We start from the raw sequence: 15,778 nt of genomic DNA, 5'->3' as shown, positions 1-15,778 counted from the left end.
GGGTGTGCCGCGTCGCAGCTGTCCCGGAGCGGGTGCGGCCGCAGTGCGGGTAGACACACATCACCACACGGGCCAGCGGCGATCCGGGCAGCATCGTCATATCTCGAGTCTAAACGTCACAAAACGTCTCTTGGGTAGGACTGGGGCCCTCACGTCACCGGGAGGGTCGTCACACGAGGTCGGCCACTGTGCTCCCGTCACCCGCGTCGACGAGGCACCGCGCGGTGTCGGGCTCGTCGACGTCCACGAGATCGAGCCTCGCACCGAGCACGGTTGCGAGCCTTTCGAGCGTCGCCAGGGTGGGGTTGCCCCGACCGTTCTCGATGCGACTGATCTCTGCCTGCTGCACGCCGCTCGCCAGGGACAGCGCCAGCTGGGAGAGTCGGCGCTGCACCCGCATGTGTGCGAGCTTCGCCCCGAGCATCGCCCGCGCGTCCCCCTCCGCCCCGCGCGCAGTGGCGGCGGCCTCATAGATGACACGCGTCTCCTCTGACCAGGGATGCTTCACCATCGCCGTCACTCCATGACGACATCCGTGAGCGGCACGGAGCAGCACGGCAGGATCTTGCCCTCCCGGATCTCCCGGGGCCGGATGCCGCCGGCGTGGTCCATGTCCACCTCACCGCTCACCTTCGTCGCCTTGCACGTGCCGCACACTCCCTCCGCGCACGACGACGGGTGGGCGACACCCGCCTGCCGCGCGGCTTCCAGGATCGTCATCCCCCGTGGGCACTCGACCTTGCAGCCGGCACCGCGGAACTCGATGGAGAACACCGCCGCCGAGGTCCCCTCACCTCCCCCGCCCGCGTCCCCTTCGTCGGGCCGCACCTGAGGGTCGGCGAGTGCCACGGGAGCGACTGCCGGCGTCGATGCTGCGGCTGGGTCCGACGCCGCAGCGGGGTCCGACGCCGCAGCTGAGTCTGACGCCGCCGCGGGAGCCGGCGCCGCTGCTGGGCCCGATGTCACTGCGAGATTCGATGCCGCCGCGGAATCCGGGGTGCCGCTCTCCCCCGGCGGTTCGAGCACCGGCTGCGGCACGCGGGGCGTCTCCCCGAACACGTAGGACTCGAGGTGGATCCGATCGTGCGGCACTCCCAGGTCGACGACCATCGCGAGCACCGCCTCCATGTAGGGGGTGGGCCCGCAGATGAACACCTCGCGATCCGCGAGGTCCGGGACCAGCACCACGAGCTTCTGGGAGGTGAGGCGGCCGCGGACGCCGGCCCAGGCCTCGGCGGCGGAGTCTGCCGAGCAGACCGGGATGACGGTGGTGGCGTGGCGGTCGGACATGGCCATGACCTCGGCGCGGTGGACGAGGTCCGCCGGCGTGTGCGCGGCGTGGACGTGCACGACGGAAGACCACAGCGGCAGGGTCCGCTCACCCTGCTCCAGCAGCGCGCGGCGGGCCCGCATCATCGACAGGAACGGGGTGATGCCGCTGCCGGCGGACAGGTAGAGGGCACCCGCGCCGGGCCGCACGTCGGATCCGAACACGCCGTACGGGCCGTCCGCGCGCACCGTGTCGCCCACCCGGAAGTGCTCGTGGAGGAACGTGGAGACCGGCCCGCCCGGCACCCGCTTGACCGTGATCGTGAACTCCTCGACCCCACCGCCGTCCAGCGCCGGCGCGGAACTCACCGAGTAGCACCGGTCCACGCCCAGCTGCGGGAACGTGAACGTGTAGTACTGGCCGGGCGAGAACGGCAGGGTCCCGCCGTCGCACGCACGGAAGCTCAGGTCGACGACGTCGTGGCTGACCGGGGTGACGCCCGAGCAGACGAGGTCGCCGGTGAACTCGTCGCGGGGAAACCCGGCGGGGAGCGAGGGCGACCAGGATCCGGTCGCGGCACCGGTGACAGGTGCCCCTCCGCCGTCGTAGTACGTCGTCATGGTGCCGCCTCCTCCGTGCCCGCCGGCGCTGCCAGTGTTGATGCTGCCGGCGCGGCCTCGATGCCCGCGTGCTCCCGCAGCCGTTCGATGTACCAGGTGACGAACTCCTCGACCTGGTATTCGTGCGGGGCGTAGGGCCCCGGCAGGTAGGCGGGGCTGCTGATGCCCACCTGGGCGCGGGCGCACAGCTCCGCGTCCTGGGCGTTCGTCATGTGCCACACCTCCGTGAGGGTCGGCAGGTCGTAGTCGACGCCTTCGACCGCGTCCTCGTGGACCAGCCAGGTGGTGCGGACCAGGGTGCGGTCCACGCCCAGCGGCACGAGGGTGAAGGTGACGACGTGGTCGCCCAGGAAGTGGAACCACGTGTTGGGCTGGACGTGCAGCGACAGGCGCCCCAGCACGGGGGTGTCGAACGACCCCAGCAGCCTCTTCGAGGCGGACGCCCCGTCCTTCGTGTACGACTCCCCCGCCCCGTCCAGGGCTTCCCGCTGGATGCGGAACCCGGTGGGACGACCGCTCAGCTCCTCGATCGCCTCCGTGAGCAGCCCGTTGCGGTCCGCGTTGACGCTCAGCAGCTGCTCTGCGGCGAGGTACCGGTCGTGGGCGGGCAGCAGCCGCTTGGGGATCTCCTCCACCTTGTAGCCGTAGGTGGGGAAGAAGGTGCAGGTGAGCTCCGGGTGGCCGGCCTCGCAGTGGTAGCACTCCCGGTTGTTCTCCATGACGAGCTTCCAGTTGGCGTGCTCGACGAGGTCCTCCTGGAACGCGACCTTCGTGCGCTCCAGGGCGTGCGGGGCGATGTAGGGGCTGATGCGGTCGGCGACGTCGTCGATGTCGTCGGGCGCGTCCTTCGCGAGGCAGAGGAAGATGAGGCCCGCGATGACCTTGACGTGGACGGACAGCAGGGAGAAGCAGGCCGGGTTGAAGTCCGGCGCCTGCACGCCCGCGTGGATGAGGTCGCCTTCCGGCGAATACGTCCACTGGTGGTAGCCGCACACGATGTTGCCGACGGAGCCCGTGGTGTCGGTCAGCAGGCGGGCGCCGCGGTGGCGGCACACGTTGTGGTGGGCGCGGACCTGCTCGTCGTCGTCACGGATGATGATGACGGAGGCCCGCCCCACGTCGAGGGTGATGTAGTCGCCGGGCTCAGGGATTTCCGCAACGGAGGCGGCGAAGATCCACGTCTTCTGGAATACCGCCTCGAGGTCCTTCTGGTAGTAGTCCGGGTCCGTGTAGAACGGGGCTTCCAGCGAGTAGCCCGGCCGCCGGTGCGCGACCGCATGCTCCCAGGTGCCCCGGGTGTACTCCGTCGCCAGGGTGGTCGCGTCCTGTGCGCTGGTCGAGCCCCGTGGGATCGTCGTCATTGTCGGTCCCTCCTTGCGTCGATGCAGTGGATCCGCCCGGAGTGGGGGCGTCGGCGACTCTGCCGACGGATGCCCGGGCTGTACCCCCAGTGTCCGGCGAGATCAGCGGAAAGAAAAGCGAATGGAATTCGATGAGACCATGCAGAATATCTGCATGGTCTTCAGTGGCCTGGATCGCCGGTGACCGCCTTCAACGCACAGGGCACAATGAGCGCATGATCGATCGACGGCTCACGGTGCTGAGGATGCTGGCGGAGAAGGGCACGGTGACGGCCACCGCGCAGGCCCTCTCGTACACCCCGTCCGCTGTGTCGCACCAGCTCAAGACGCTGTCGGAGGACCTGGGCGTGGCGGTCGTGGAGCAACAGGGCCGCAACCTGCGCTTCACTGCGGCCGGGCGGATCCTGCTCGAGCACGCGCACGAACTGAGTGCGCGGTGGGAGGAGATGCGGGGCGATCTGCTGCGGGCCGACGAGGACCACCAGGATGACAGCCTGACGCTGTGCGGCTTTTCGACGGCGGCGGGCTCCCTGCTCCCGGCAGCCGCATACGCCGTGACGGAGGCGTTCCCGGAGGGCGCGATCACGATCATCGAGGCGGACCCGGAGGAGTGCTTCGAGCTGCTGCTGGCGGAACGGGCGGACGTCGCAGTGGTCGTCGCGACAGAGCCGCTGCCCGCACGCAACGATCCGCGGTTCGTCCAGCACGACCTCCTCAAGGACCCGCTGGACCTGCTGGTGCCGGCAGACCACCGCCTGGCGGGCCGCACCTCCGTCGCGCTCATCGAAGCGGCGGAGGAGGACTGGATCGTCGACAAGCCCGGCAGCACCTACCACCGGCTGGTCATGGTCGCGTGCTCCGCTGCAGGATTCCACCCCACCGCGGCGCACCTGTCCCGGGAATGGGAGACGGGCGCGGCGCTGGTGGGCGCAGGGCTGGGAGTGTCCCTGGTCCCTCGACTGGCCCGCCTGCCTGCGGGTCACGCCGTGGTGCGCATCCCCCTGACCGGCGACCCCGTACCGTCACGCCGCATCCTCACCGGCATCCGTCGCGGCAGTGGCCGCCGCCCGATGGTGGAGGCGGCGCTCACGGCGCTGAATGAGGCGGCCCGCCAGATCGAGCTGAGCCGCCAGCCGACGCCGTGAGCCGCCAGTCTGCTCCATGAGCCGAGGAACGACGATGCGACGCGGGGTGCTTCGATGACACGATTGCCCCACCACGTTCCTCATGCAAGGAGGCTTGAAGGACATGATCGAGCGAGACGGTGACTACGCATTCGACCTCACCCTGCATGGCGGGGAGGGGCGAACCACGATCAAGCATTACTTCGTCAAGGAATCGGATCTCCCCGTATCGGTGCAGATGTGGACACTGGACCCGGGCGCCAGCGAAGGGATGCACACGCATGACGACCCGCCGTTGGAGGAGGTCTACCTGGTGGTCTCCGGCACCGCGACCCTCACTCTGGACGGCGAGGTGCACCGGCTGGGCCCTGGCGACGCGATGCTCAGCAAGGCAGGGACCGACCACGACCTCGTGAACACTGGAGAGGAACCGCTGCGCGTCATCGTCGTGTGGGGCGACCCGGGGAATGCCGACCTCACGGGATTCAGCACGGTCCAGCACGCACTCAAGGCGCTCGCAGAACAGTCATGACGTGTGCGCGGGGGCGACGGGCCTCGACACAGACGCGCTCCAGCACTCCGCCATGACAGCGCGGAACCCTACGGAGTCCGGTCGGTGGATCCTCCCCGTGCTCGCGCCGTTCATCATCGTGATCGGTCGCCGCACTCACTGCCGTCGCCGTCGTCACCGGGTCCGCGCCCGCGCTGCTCGCAGTCCTCTGCCGGTTCCTTCCGCCGACGCACGCGTTCTGGGGCTGGACATCGGGTATGACACTCATGGGGTGAGCGCCGCGACGATCAGCTCGCGGTCACACAGCGCTTTCGGCTTCGCGCTCCCGCCGGAGCCGGGCCTGCTCGTGGGCGCGCACCTGGACCACGGTCGCGTCCAGCAGCGGGGTCGCCACCCCGTGAGTGCGTGCCCGCTCCGCCAGGTCGCCCAGGATGTGCTCCGCCTCCTGCGGGTCACCCTGCTGCAGGTCGCGGTACAGCGATGAGGTGAAGCGCGAGCCTGCTGCCGTGAGTGTCTGCACGCCCTGCGCGTGGGTTTCGTCGCTGACGGGGTGGCCTGCTGCGGCGGCAACGCTTTCGGCCTCCGCGATCGCCTGGAGCACCAGGGGCTCTCCCCCGGCAGCGATGATGTCGCCCACCTCGCCGCGGAACAGGCACGTGACGACTCCAGCGGAGGCGATGAACGCCCACTTCTCCCAGAGACGGTCGAGGATGTCGTCGACCACGGCGAGCTTCACGCCGGGGACGTCGAACACGGTGCGCACGTCGTCGGGGAGTGTGCTCCCGTCCAGTGCTCCGATGATCATCGCGCTCATAGGTGTCATCTGCAGGACGGTCCCCGTGTCGTCGATCGTGCCGATGATCTTCACGAGCCCGCCGATCGCATGGCCGGGGTACGCATCCGCCAGCTGGTCGATGTGCCGCATCCCGTTGAGCAGCGGCAGGATGCGGGTCGCAGGGCCCACGGCGGGGCGGATCTGTTCGATGACCGCTGGCAGAGCGGGCGCCTTCACTGCTACGACGACGAGGTCGTACGCGTCATCGACAGCCGTGATCGCCCGCACGTCGTACCGGCGCTCCCCTTCCGGGTCGCGGAAGCGCAGCCCGTCACGCTGGAGCTGCTGTGCGCGGCGCTCCCTCACGAGGAACGTCACATCGCGCCCCGCGTCGAGGAGCCTGGCACCGTACGCGCCACCTGTGGCGCCTGCGCCCACGATCAGAATCTTCAATCCCCGCACCCTCTCCTGCTCTGGACTCGTCCCGACGAGACTACTCGCACCCGTCAGACCAGTGCCCGCGCCAGGTCGACCGGCAGCAGCGTCCGCACGCGTTCGGGAGTGACTTCCTGGAAGGAGAGCTCGTCTGCCAGACGGCTGATCTGGTGCCGTTTCGCGGAGGCGTAGAGGGTGCGGACGTCGCGGGCGTTGCCGAATCCCGGCATATTCCGCTTTGTCGCCAGGATGGATCGGGCCTCGGCCAGGGCCTCGGGCCCCACGTTGCGGTTGTCCGCATGGGCGAAGCGGACGAGGACGTCGACCAGCTCGTCGTCGGAATAGTCGGGAAATGTGAAGTGGACGGGGAACCGGGACGGCAGTCCGCTGTTGGAGGCGAGGAAGTCGTCCATCTCGTCTCCATAGCCGGCGGCGATGACGACGAGGTCGTCCCGGTAGTCCTCCATGAAGGTCAGCAGCTTGGCGACCGCCTCCTGACCGAAGTCGTTCTCCGTATCGTTCACGAGGCTGTAGGCCTCGTCGATGAAGAGCACCCCGCCGATCGCGGATTCGATCTTCGCCTCCGTCTTGAGCGCCGTCTGGCCGATGTATCCGGCGACCAGGTCGGATCGGTGGACTTCGACGAGATGCCCCTGCGACAGCAGGCCCAGTCCGTGGTAGATCCGTGCGAGGATCCTCGCAACCTCCGTCTTGCCGGTTCCGGGGTTCCCGAGGAACAGCATGTGTCGTGCGTCGTCGTTTGCGCTCACACCCGCCGCTCGCAGCGTCTCCTCCATCCGCACCTCGTCGACCAGCCCGCCGACCTCCCGTTTGATCTGCTCCAGGCCCACGAGGCTGTTGAGGTCACGTTCCGCGGAGACGAAGATGCGGCGTCGCTGCTCGTCGTCCTGCCGGTCCTCCCTCACGTCCGCGACGGTGAGGGTGCGGACCTCTTCATCCGTGAGGTCGTCCAGGCGGCCGCTCAGCCGCATCCCCTGCCGCTCGACGGTCGCTTCGAAGAGTCGTCGCATCTCGCGGGCGTTGCCGTAGCGCGGAGTTCGCTTGCGCGGCAGCGTGGAGCGGACCTCCTTCACGACTCCGTCCTCCAGCTCCAGGTGTGCGTCCCGCACCATCCCCTCGAAGATCTCCACCAGCTCGTCGTCGGAGAAGTCGTCGAAGATCACCCGGTTGCCGAATCGCGATTCCAGTCCCGGGTTGGCCCGCAGCAGCGTCTGCATCTGTTCGCGATAGCCGGCAGCGATGACGAGGACGTCGTCGCGGTGGTTGTCCATGAGCGTCATGAGCTCGTTGACGGCTTCCTTCCCGTAATCGGTGTGCCCTTCGACGTTGAGGGTGTACGCCTCGTCGATGAAGAGCACTCCGCCCATCGCAGCGGCGAACTTCTTCCGCACTTTCGGCGCTGTCTCACCGATGCCTTCGCCTACAAGGTCTGCGCGTGAGGCCTCGACGAGCTTTCCGGTCCGCAGCACTCCCCTGTCGCGGTAGATCTGGCCGATGAGGCGCGCGACTTCGGTCTTCCCCGTCCCCGGGTTGCCCAGGAAGAGCAGGTGCCGTGCCGGGGGCTTGAGGGTGATGCCCGCTTCCCGGCGCCGCTGCGCGAGCTCCGCGCCGCGCAGCGCCCTGCGCACTGTCGACTTCACACCGCTGAGGCCCACCATGCCGTCGAGGCGTGTCCAGGGATCGTCCGTATCCGCGCCTGTTTCATCTTGCTCCGAAGGTCCACCAGGCACCGGAGCCTTGCCGTGCTCCACTGAGTCGCCAGAGTCGGGCACGCTCTGGCCCTGGTCTCTGAGGAGATCGCTGAGGTCGTCCGCGAAGTCCGGGAGGTCGATCGAGGAAAGGGCCAGGTCCGCACCGCTCAGGTCCCGCGCGGCGAGGAGTATCCAGTGGGCCGCTGTCGTCCACTGGTGAGCCGGCCCAGCGTTGCCACCCCGGATCGCTCGGACCAAGAGGTTCGAGAGCGTGGACCGGTCGACCTCGGTGGGTTCCCCTGCAGAGACTCGTTCCCTCACGCGCCTGAACGTTGCTCCGCCCAACATCGTCCTGAACTCGGGCGCGACGCTGCCCTCCACTGCCACCAGCTCGCTCACAAGCAGTTCTTCAAGAGCAGGCAGGTGGATGTCTGCGTCTGCGAGCGCCTTCGCAGACGCGGCGAGTTCCCCGGAGAGTGTCGCCAGCGCGTGTTCGGGGCCACGCAGCCACGGTATTGCGGCAAGTTCGTCGACGTCGAGAGACCCTGCGAAGTGCAGTGCGAGCTGCGCATCGTCTGCGGCGTCGAGCTGAGCTTGCGGAATGCTCGTCGCCGCACTCACCGCCTTCGCTGCGGCGTGCGCAGCAGTCGCCAAGGGCGGAAGATCGCCCAGCACGTCAAGCATCTCCACGATGATCGTGGCAGTCGTCTCGATGTCGTTGTACCTGCGCAGTATCCGCCACACGGACGTTATCCCGTTGAACGACGCCGGCCACAACATGATGGCCAGGCTGCGCCCGTTCCCCGCGCCACCCGGCTTGAAACCCTCCATCACAGTGTTGTACGCCGTGTCGTCCAGCACGACGAAAGGTCCCTGGAGAGCTTCGAACAGGTACGCCGTCAGCTGCACGAGCGGGGGGACCGAGTCGACGTAGCCCAGTTCCTCCTGCTCCGCATCGAAGCAGTGCGCGTGCTCGTGCGTCGCCATCGCCAGCATGCGGCCGCGGAACTCGGTCAGTGCTTCGGGGGTGAGGATCCACGGCGCTCCCGTGCCCCAGCCACCCAGGTAGGGGCGGCCTGAGGTCATGATCGCAAGGTCGTCGTCCGTCAGGTGCGCCGCGGGGGCTGTCCGTTCTGCCATATCGATTCTCCTGGTGGGGGACGTCGCCGCGAAGCGCGGACGGCGTAGCGGGAGTCCGCGATCATCCTACGAGAGGGGCTGCGGACGTGATGGTGTGTGTCTTGCCTTCGAGGTGCGGGCACGTGTGGCCCGGACCAGGCGGGGTGTCACTCCTGCCGCGTGTAGATCTCCTCGTTCCAGGAACTGCTGTCCGATTCGACCAGCAGCGTCCCGTCGAACCCATCGGCGTTCGCGAAGATCTCGTAGGAGAGCGAATCGACATCCACGCGGAGGACGCCGTCATCGACCGACCATGTCCCGGCCCCCGTCTCCAGGCCCGCGCGCTTCTGCTGGGAGTACAGGGCCGATCCGTCGCCTTTGAGGACCAGCATCGTGGTTCCCGCGCTGCCGGTGTACGTCCCCTCGACGCCGGGGTTTCCGCCGCATGCGGTGAGGCCCAGGGCCAGTGTGAGTGAGCTGAGCACGACTGCGACCGTGCGGAACGCAGTGGTGCGGCTCAGGGAGTGTGCTGTGGAGTTCATCGGTGGACCTCGTCTGCTCGGAAGCTGTAGTTCCGGGCCATCGTGACAAGGCGCAATGCACCGATCAATCGAGGTGAGAGGTTATTCGACGGGGGCTGCGCTGCCGCCGCGAGAACGAGTTCATGAAGAGCAGATGTATCGAACTCGCCGCCACCCTATCAGGTGCTTATAATCCGTTGACTCATAGTCATCATGCAGGAGAGGCTGTCTCCATGGAGAGCACTGACCATCGTGTCCAGTTCGGTCTGCGCGTGCGTGAGCTGAGAATGCACCCCAGGCGGTCGACCGGAAAGCGCCCGCGTTCGCAGGAGCGGTTCGCGGACGACATCGGGATGGACCGGACCTACATCGGGGGAATCGAGCGCGGACGGCGGAACCCCACCCTGGATGTCATCGTGCGGCTGGCGGACGGGCTGGGGGTTCCACCCGCTGAGCTCCTGCGCGGAGTCGGCTCGCCGCGCCCGTCACCCGGGAGGTGAGCTGACGATCCGCATCCACCCGTGCGGAGCCGCCGCATGGAGAGGCCCCTGCCGCGAACGCCCTCGTGGGCTGATTCACTCGCAGCCGATTCCGTCGCCATCGCGGTCGAGGTGCTTCCCGTATCCCGGGTCACCGGCGTGCACGGGCGCTGCTCCCGCGTTGCGGGCGGCGGTGCAGTTCTTGTAGTAGACGCCGCCACCGGACGACCCGGACTCAGCCCTCGACACCGGCTCCTCTTCGGGTTCATACAGCGGCTCGGACGTCACGTCGCCGCCGCCGCGTCCCGGCCAGACGTCGTCCCCGAAGGAGTCCTGGTCGCAGTCCAGCAGCAGGCCCTCCATCGCGTCGAACTCCGGCGGGGTGACCCAGAGGTCGTAGTCGTGCTTCACCTGGATCTGGCGGGCCACGTACTCGCAGCGGTAGCTCTTGCGAGGCGGCAGCCAGGTGGCTGCGTCGCTGGCGCCCTTGGAGCGGTTGACGCTCGATTCCACGGCCAGCAGGTTGACCGGGTCGTTGCCCAGCTCGACGCGCTCGCTGTAGGACAGCTCCTGCGCGCCCGTCTGCCACGCGTTCGACAGGGCCACGACGTGGTCGATGTCGATGTTGTTCCCGCTCCCGCGGATGAAGTCGAAGGTGTCGCCGGTGTAGTCGGACGTGAGGGATCCGGCGAGCACCACGCACCCGCCGGACTGCAGGGTGATGTCCGCGAGGTCGCGGCGCAGCACGTCGTTGCGGGTGTCGCAGCCGTTGCGGTCGACGTCGTCGCGCCAGCCGAACAGGTCCCGGTCGTACCCGGTCTTCGGGGCGCGTCCCTTGACGTCCAGCTCGTAGAGCATGCGCAGTGCGCTGTCCGATTCCGCGTCGGAGGCGTCGCGTTCGCGATCGTCCTCGTCATCCTCCGCCGGGGGCGTCGGCATGGGATCGATCGACGCGGTGGGGATCTCATTGGCCGTGGCGATCGCATCCTCCGCCACCTCGGCGGGGTCGGTGCTGACACACCCGGTGAGGAAGACGAACGCCACGCCCAGCACGCTGAGCCCGCGACGACGAGAACGAGGACCTACCACTGCCAACTCCCAAGAAGACTTGCTACCTGGAAGAAGTATGGGTGAGAACCGTTCGCACTCTTGACGAAAAGTGCGGTCCCGCGGGGTGATTCGCGTCGCACTTCTGCGCGCCTCACCTTCGGACGGCGTCAGGTGCCCGTCATCAGTCGAGACGAGCCCCGCAGACGGCCCCGCCTCAGTCGTCGAAGGTGATCTCCACCCGCCGGTTCTGAGCTCGTCCGTCCGGGTCGTCCTCACCGTCGGTCGTCTCTGACGCGACGGGGTCCTTCGCCCCGTGGCCTTCGGTCTCGACCGTGAGGCTCCCTTCCGCGTCGGTCAGCACCTGGGCGACTGCTTCCGCGCGTCGCTCGGAGAGGTCTTGGTTGTAGTCGTCTTCGCCGCGGGAGTCCGTGTGCCCCGCGACGGTGACGGTCGCGCCGGTGGGGATGTCCTCGGTGAGTTCTTCGATCTTCTTCTGCGCGTCGTCGCTCAGATCGGCGGAGTCGAAGTCGAAGAGGATGTCGGTGTCGAGCGTGATCATCGATCCGCTGGCGCTCTCCTCGACGGTCTCGACGGGCTCGATCGCGTCGCCGGATTCCGTGAGGTCCACGACTCCGTCGTTCAGGGCCACGCGGCCCTCCTTCAGGTCGACGACGCTCTCCTGCAGACTCACCGAATCCGGGTTCACGTAGTCGCTCACCTGCTCCAGGTCGGTCGACGTCGCCGAAGCCGCCGTCACGTCCCGATCCCCCGCACCGAACGCGGTGCTCGTCCCGAACACCCCGCACACCAGCATGAGTGCCGTCGCCACAGCAATGCTGCGCGCAGGCAGGTGGCGCGTGCGGGTACCCGTGGAATCTGCGGCGTGTGGAGTCACTGGATGACCACATCTCGGATGAGCGGTGCTCCGTCGACGGCGTTCACGGCGACGGTCTTCACGTCGTTCGGCGGAGCGGCGAAGACGGCGAACGCGTAGTACGTTTCGCCAGGCTCGAACTTGACCGACTGATACGCGCTCTGCGCTCTTTCGCGGACGTTGGTCAGCACGGTGTGCTTCGTGAGGTTGGTGGTGTCGATGAGGTGCGGGCTCCACGCGACGCCATCCAGGTAGGTCCACAGGTCCTTGTTCACGTCGGCATCACTGTTGACGGTGAAACCGAACTGCGCGATGACGGTCTTCTCGTCGCGTGTCAGACCGTAGAAGTCGACGGTCATGGTTGCGTCGGGATCGTCGTCGACGGTCGCGGGAACGTCCACCGTGTGGACAGGGTCCGGAAGATTCTCGGGGTCGAGGCCCGCCGCCTTCGCCGAACCCTCGACTTCGTCGCCACCGGCTTCTGCGCCGGCTGCCGACGTCGGATCCTGCGCACCGCCGCCCTCATCGGTGCCTCCCGTGCATGCGGTGAGGATCGCTGCCACTCCTATTGCGATCGCGGTCATCGTCAGGCGTCGGGTCCGTGTCACGGTACCTCCCACTCGTCGTGTGCGCTCCCTGCGCTCGTCGTTTGCGCTCCCTGCGCTCGTCGTTTGCGCTCCCTGCGCTCGATCCGAATGGTACGCGATGCTCCGCATCTCGCCGGGCGTCGAGTGGCGCGGCCTGTCACATGCACCCATCTACATATCCACCTATGACAATGACCCTTGGGGGCGGCTTTCATTCCCCCATGACTCCTTCACACCCCACCGCACACCCAGACGCCCAGTCCCTACGCGCCACGCCCCGGTCCGCCCGCATCTTCGGATCGCTCGCGGCCATCACAGCAGTGGCCCTCCTGGCCGGCTGCGGCCAGCCCGCATCTCCCGGATCGACCGCCTCAGGAAGCCACGCAGAGGGCGCACCCGCCGTCGACCCCTCTGACAGGGAGACGCACGAAGCCGCCGGCGCCAACCCCCGCCTCGCCGTCACGTACGACGGCGGGGTGCTTGTCGTCGACGCGCTCACCGGCGACCCACTCGCGGACCTTCCCGCAAACGGGTTCACCCGCCTCAACCAAGCCGGCGACGACCGTCACCTCTTCCTCACCGAAGGCGACTCCTTCCGGCTGCTGGACACCGGCACGTGGTCGGAGCCGCACGGCGACCACAGCCACTCGTACACGACGGATCCGGTGCTGAGTGATCAGCGCGTCGAGGGCAGTCACCCCGGCCACCTGGTCGTACACGACGGAATCGCGGCCGCGTTCTTCGACGGTGACGGGGCGGTGAAGACGTTCGACCCCACCGCTCTGGACGCGAGCACCCCCATCAGTACCGACGACCAGGCGCTCCCCGACCCCCACCACGGCGTCGCGGTCCCCCGCGAGGACGGAAGCGTGGTGCTCACGGAGGGCACCGAGGAATCCCGCAGCACCGTTCTCCTCCAGGACGCGGATGGTGAGGAGATCGCCCGCACCGACGACTGCCCGGGCGTCCACGGGGAGGCCGTCGCCGCCGATGGCGTCATCACACTTGGCTGCGAGAACGGCATCGTGGTCGTCGACGGCGACACGATCGAGCACATCGACGCAGCTCAGGATTACGCCCGCATCGGCAATCAGGCCGGCTCGGAAGAGTCGCCGGTCGTGCTGGGCGACTACAAGACTGACCCCGACGCGGAGCAGGAGCACCCCACACAGGTCAGCCTGACGGACACAGACTCCGGTGAGATCCGGATCGTCGACCTGCCCGCCAGCTACTCGTTCTGCTCCCTGGCCCGAGGCCCCGAAGGCGAAGCCCTGGTCTTCGGCACCGACGGGACGCTCCGGGTCATCGACCCGGACTCGGGCGACACCGCCGCCGAGGTCCCGGTCACCGACGCATGGGAGGAGCCCGCCGAATGGCAGACTCCCATGCCGAACCTCACCGTGAGCGACGACCTCGCCTTCATCACGGACCCGGAGACTCGGACCGTCAGCATCGTGGATCTCACGAAGACGGAGGACGGCGCCGAGGCCGTGGTCACCACCTACGAACTGCCTCAGGTGCCGAATGAGATCTCTGTCGCGAGCGGAGCGGTGAGCGAAGCAACACATGAACACGGCGACGGCGCGACACTCGACCACTGATCCAGCTATCGTCTTCTTGTGCAAAAAACGACGCCGACATCATGCTTGGTGGCTTCGCATTTCCATACCCACGCCAATACGTCTTCAATGGCTACACGTCCGTGAGTGCGGGCTGTGTTGACATCGCGAGCGTCGCGGTGGGTAACCTGAATCCTGGCAAGCAGTAGCAACGAATTACCGTAGCCGAATCTCCACGGCAAATTAGACCAGAGCCTTCATCTTCTGCACGCGGCTGTGTCGGCTAACACACGCGCCGCCAACACACGCCTCCTCACACGGCGGCGGATATCGCGTGCACAAAGCGCTCCAAATCGACTCTTCAACCTCTCGATGGGTCACCAGACGAACCGCCGCCGGACCGATTGGCTTCGCCACCGCTCCGCTCATACGCAGGCGTTCAACGAAGCCGTCGGTACTACCGTCGGTGTCTATGACTCCGCCACATTGAGAATGTAGATCGCCACAGAACTATTGACCACGCGAACGTCGTCGATCGATTCAAGCGTGGAGACCAGTTCCGTGGCGTTACCGTGATCCTGAGTGAGAGTCGACTGCCAATCGCGCAGCGCACCACGACCAGCTCACTGGCGGCAGAATCGGACAGAGTTGAACGCTGGATCTAGCGGCACACTGTCCAACAGAGCGTCGGCAACAACTTCACCAACGCCTACAGCCATCTTGAAGCCCTTACCGGAGAAGCCGCTACACAGACATATCCGCTGGTAATCGTCGACCCAATCGATAATCGGCAGGTGATCGCTTGAGTACAGGTCTGCGTAGGCTGTTGCCCGGGTGGGACCGTCCGACAGGCCTTGCAAAACCTTGTTTGCACCCGCACCCGCCCAACACCTCTCCTCCATACTCACAGTCTGATCAAACTGGAACTGAGGGAGCTCCAAAGGACCGTTAGGAATGAACCCTGAGACCTTCACAGAGATTCCGTCAATGGAAGGGGCGCCGTAGACGCCCTGTTCAGAATCAGAGTTCCGATACCCGAAAATGGGAAAATTGCCGATCCTATAGTCATCGGGGGCATCCATACCGAACCACGTCATCACCACGCGCTTTGGCGCGAGATGCTGAGCAAGCTGTGGAGCGACGAGCGGGACAGTCCGGGCGCCGCACGTCAACACCACTTTCCCGAACGAGATGGTTTCACCAGACGAGAGCGTCACGACAACCCCGGATCGGGTCGACTCTACAGCTGCTACGATCGAACACTCCTTAACCTCAGCACCATCCTCAGTAGCCAGATCGACTGCGGCACGGACTGCAACATCAGTTCTTATAAACCCGCCTTGAGGGTCATAAATACCCGCTTGATGAGCTCCGACACGAAACTGCGGAAACCGCGAGTTGATGTCGTCAGGAGTCAAATACTCATGCCTCAGCCCGGCAGCTGCAGCATGCCCTAACAGGACGTCCTTGTCACGACTGGAGTCGTCAAAGATGCTAAGCATGCCTGTCTCCGTGAAGATCCTCTGTCCGGAACGAGCCTGTAGATCGCTCCAACCCTTGAGAGAACTCTCCAACAATGACTCGAACTGCGCCCCCTCGCGGTACACACGCCTGAATAAACGAGTGTCACCCCCCACGGCGCTATTGTCGTGCCCGATCATTCCACCCTCTATTCCGAGGACTGACGACGATGCACTTGCAATCTTACGCAGCGCCATTGATCCGGTAGAACCGACCCCGATCACTCCGTAATCGTAATCATGCATTAAGCAAACGCCTCC

General features: G+C 66.7%; 14 protein-coding genes. 4 read left to right on the top strand and 10 right to left on the bottom strand.

Annotated elements, in window-relative coordinates; all coding sequences use genetic code 11:
- Positions 1 to 169: 169 nt before the first annotated feature.
- The 3 genes from JFC09_RS02700 to JFC09_RS02690 are packed head-to-tail and all read right to left on the bottom strand — an operon-like array spanning position 170 to position 3,251.
- The gene (locus JFC09_RS02700) at positions 170 to 511 is read right to left on the bottom strand and encodes a helix-turn-helix domain-containing protein (protein WP_198392417.1); all 342 of its coding nucleotides are present in this window, start codon (positions 509 to 511) and stop codon (positions 170 to 172) included.
- Positions 512 to 516: 5 nt separating this feature from the next.
- Positions 517 to 1,890, bottom strand: a complete 1,374-nt coding sequence (locus JFC09_RS02695) for a flavin reductase family protein (RefSeq protein ID WP_198392416.1) — start codon at positions 1,888 to 1,890, stop codon at positions 517 to 519.
- Positions 1,887 to 3,251 carry an aromatic ring-hydroxylating oxygenase subunit alpha gene (locus JFC09_RS02690; protein WP_198392415.1) on the bottom strand — a complete coding sequence of 455 codons (1,365 nt, stop codon included), beginning with the start codon at positions 3,249 to 3,251 and terminating at the stop codon, positions 1,887 to 1,889. Before JFC09_RS02690 ends, JFC09_RS02695 begins: the two co-directional genes overlap by 4 nt.
- A gap of 215 nt (positions 3,252 to 3,466) precedes the next feature.
- Here JFC09_RS02690 and JFC09_RS02685 point away from each other — a divergent pair, with 215 nt between their 5' ends.
- Together JFC09_RS02685 and JFC09_RS02680 are read left to right on the top strand one after the other, a co-directional pair.
- Entirely contained in the window at positions 3,467 to 4,396 is a 930-nt protein-coding gene (locus tag JFC09_RS02685; RefSeq protein ID WP_198392414.1) for a LysR family transcriptional regulator, read from the top strand.
- Between the two features lie 103 nt (positions 4,397 to 4,499).
- Positions 4,500 to 4,907 carry a cupin domain-containing protein gene (locus tag JFC09_RS02680; protein ID WP_198392413.1) on the top strand — a complete coding sequence of 136 codons (408 nt, stop codon included), beginning with the start codon at positions 4,500 to 4,502 and terminating at the stop codon, positions 4,905 to 4,907.
- A gap of 277 nt (positions 4,908 to 5,184) precedes the next feature.
- Here JFC09_RS02680 and JFC09_RS02675 read toward each other — a convergent pair whose 3' ends face one another.
- The 3 genes from JFC09_RS02675 to JFC09_RS02665 form a co-directional block, all read right to left on the bottom strand.
- Positions 5,185 to 6,114 (bottom strand): ketopantoate reductase family protein, encoded by a 930-nt coding sequence (locus JFC09_RS02675; protein ID WP_198392412.1) that lies wholly within the window; start codon positions 6,112 to 6,114, stop codon positions 5,185 to 5,187.
- A gap of 53 nt (positions 6,115 to 6,167) precedes the next feature.
- A complete protein-coding gene (locus JFC09_RS02670) occupies positions 6,168 to 8,948 on the bottom strand; it encodes an AAA family ATPase (RefSeq protein ID WP_198392411.1) in 2,781 nt (926 codons plus the stop codon).
- Between the two features lie 146 nt (positions 8,949 to 9,094).
- Positions 9,095 to 9,469 carry a hypothetical protein gene (locus JFC09_RS02665; RefSeq protein ID WP_198392410.1) on the bottom strand — a complete coding sequence of 125 codons (375 nt, stop codon included), beginning with the start codon at positions 9,467 to 9,469 and terminating at the stop codon, positions 9,095 to 9,097.
- Between the two features lie 212 nt (positions 9,470 to 9,681).
- Between JFC09_RS02665 and JFC09_RS02660 the strand changes: the two genes are divergently transcribed.
- On the top strand, positions 9,682 to 9,948 hold the full coding sequence (locus tag JFC09_RS02660; protein ID WP_198392409.1) for a helix-turn-helix domain-containing protein: 267 nt from the start codon (positions 9,682 to 9,684) through the stop codon (positions 9,946 to 9,948).
- A 75-nt stretch (positions 9,949 to 10,023) separates the two neighbouring features.
- On the opposite strand, the gene JFC09_RS02655 is transcribed toward JFC09_RS02660, so the two are convergent.
- The 3 genes from JFC09_RS02655 to JFC09_RS02645 all read right to left on the bottom strand — a co-directional run bounded on the left by JFC09_RS02655 (position 10,024) and on the right by JFC09_RS02645 (position 12,459).
- Positions 10,024 to 10,971, bottom strand: coding sequence for a GmrSD restriction endonuclease domain-containing protein (locus JFC09_RS02655; protein ID WP_198392408.1), 948 nt, complete (start codon positions 10,969 to 10,971; stop codon positions 10,024 to 10,026).
- Between the two features lie 220 nt (positions 10,972 to 11,191).
- The gene (locus tag JFC09_RS16830) at positions 11,192 to 11,806 is read right to left on the bottom strand and encodes an OmpA family protein (RefSeq protein ID WP_198392407.1); all 615 of its coding nucleotides are present in this window, start codon (positions 11,804 to 11,806) and stop codon (positions 11,192 to 11,194) included.
- Between the two features lie 62 nt (positions 11,807 to 11,868).
- Positions 11,869 to 12,459, bottom strand: a complete 591-nt coding sequence (locus JFC09_RS02645; protein WP_198392406.1) for a hypothetical protein — start codon at positions 12,457 to 12,459, stop codon at positions 11,869 to 11,871.
- A gap of 200 nt (positions 12,460 to 12,659) precedes the next feature.
- On the opposite strand from JFC09_RS02645, the gene JFC09_RS02640 reads away from it, so the two are divergent.
- The gene (locus JFC09_RS02640; RefSeq protein WP_232483025.1) at positions 12,660 to 14,039 is read left to right on the top strand and encodes a hypothetical protein; all 1,380 of its coding nucleotides are present in this window, start codon (positions 12,660 to 12,662) and stop codon (positions 14,037 to 14,039) included.
- A 581-nt stretch (positions 14,040 to 14,620) separates the two neighbouring features.
- On the opposite strand, the gene JFC09_RS02635 is transcribed toward JFC09_RS02640, so the two are convergent.
- Entirely contained in the window at positions 14,621 to 15,763 is a 1,143-nt protein-coding gene (locus JFC09_RS02635) for an FAD-dependent oxidoreductase (RefSeq protein ID WP_198392405.1), read from the bottom strand.
- Between the last annotated feature and the right edge of the window lie 15 nt (positions 15,764 to 15,778).

The organism is Brevibacterium yomogidense, assembly GCF_016107685.1.
GTDB lineage: Bacteria > Actinomycetota > Actinomycetes > Actinomycetales > Brevibacteriaceae > Brevibacterium > Brevibacterium yomogidense.
This window is presented reverse-complemented; position numbering and strand designations above follow the sequence as displayed.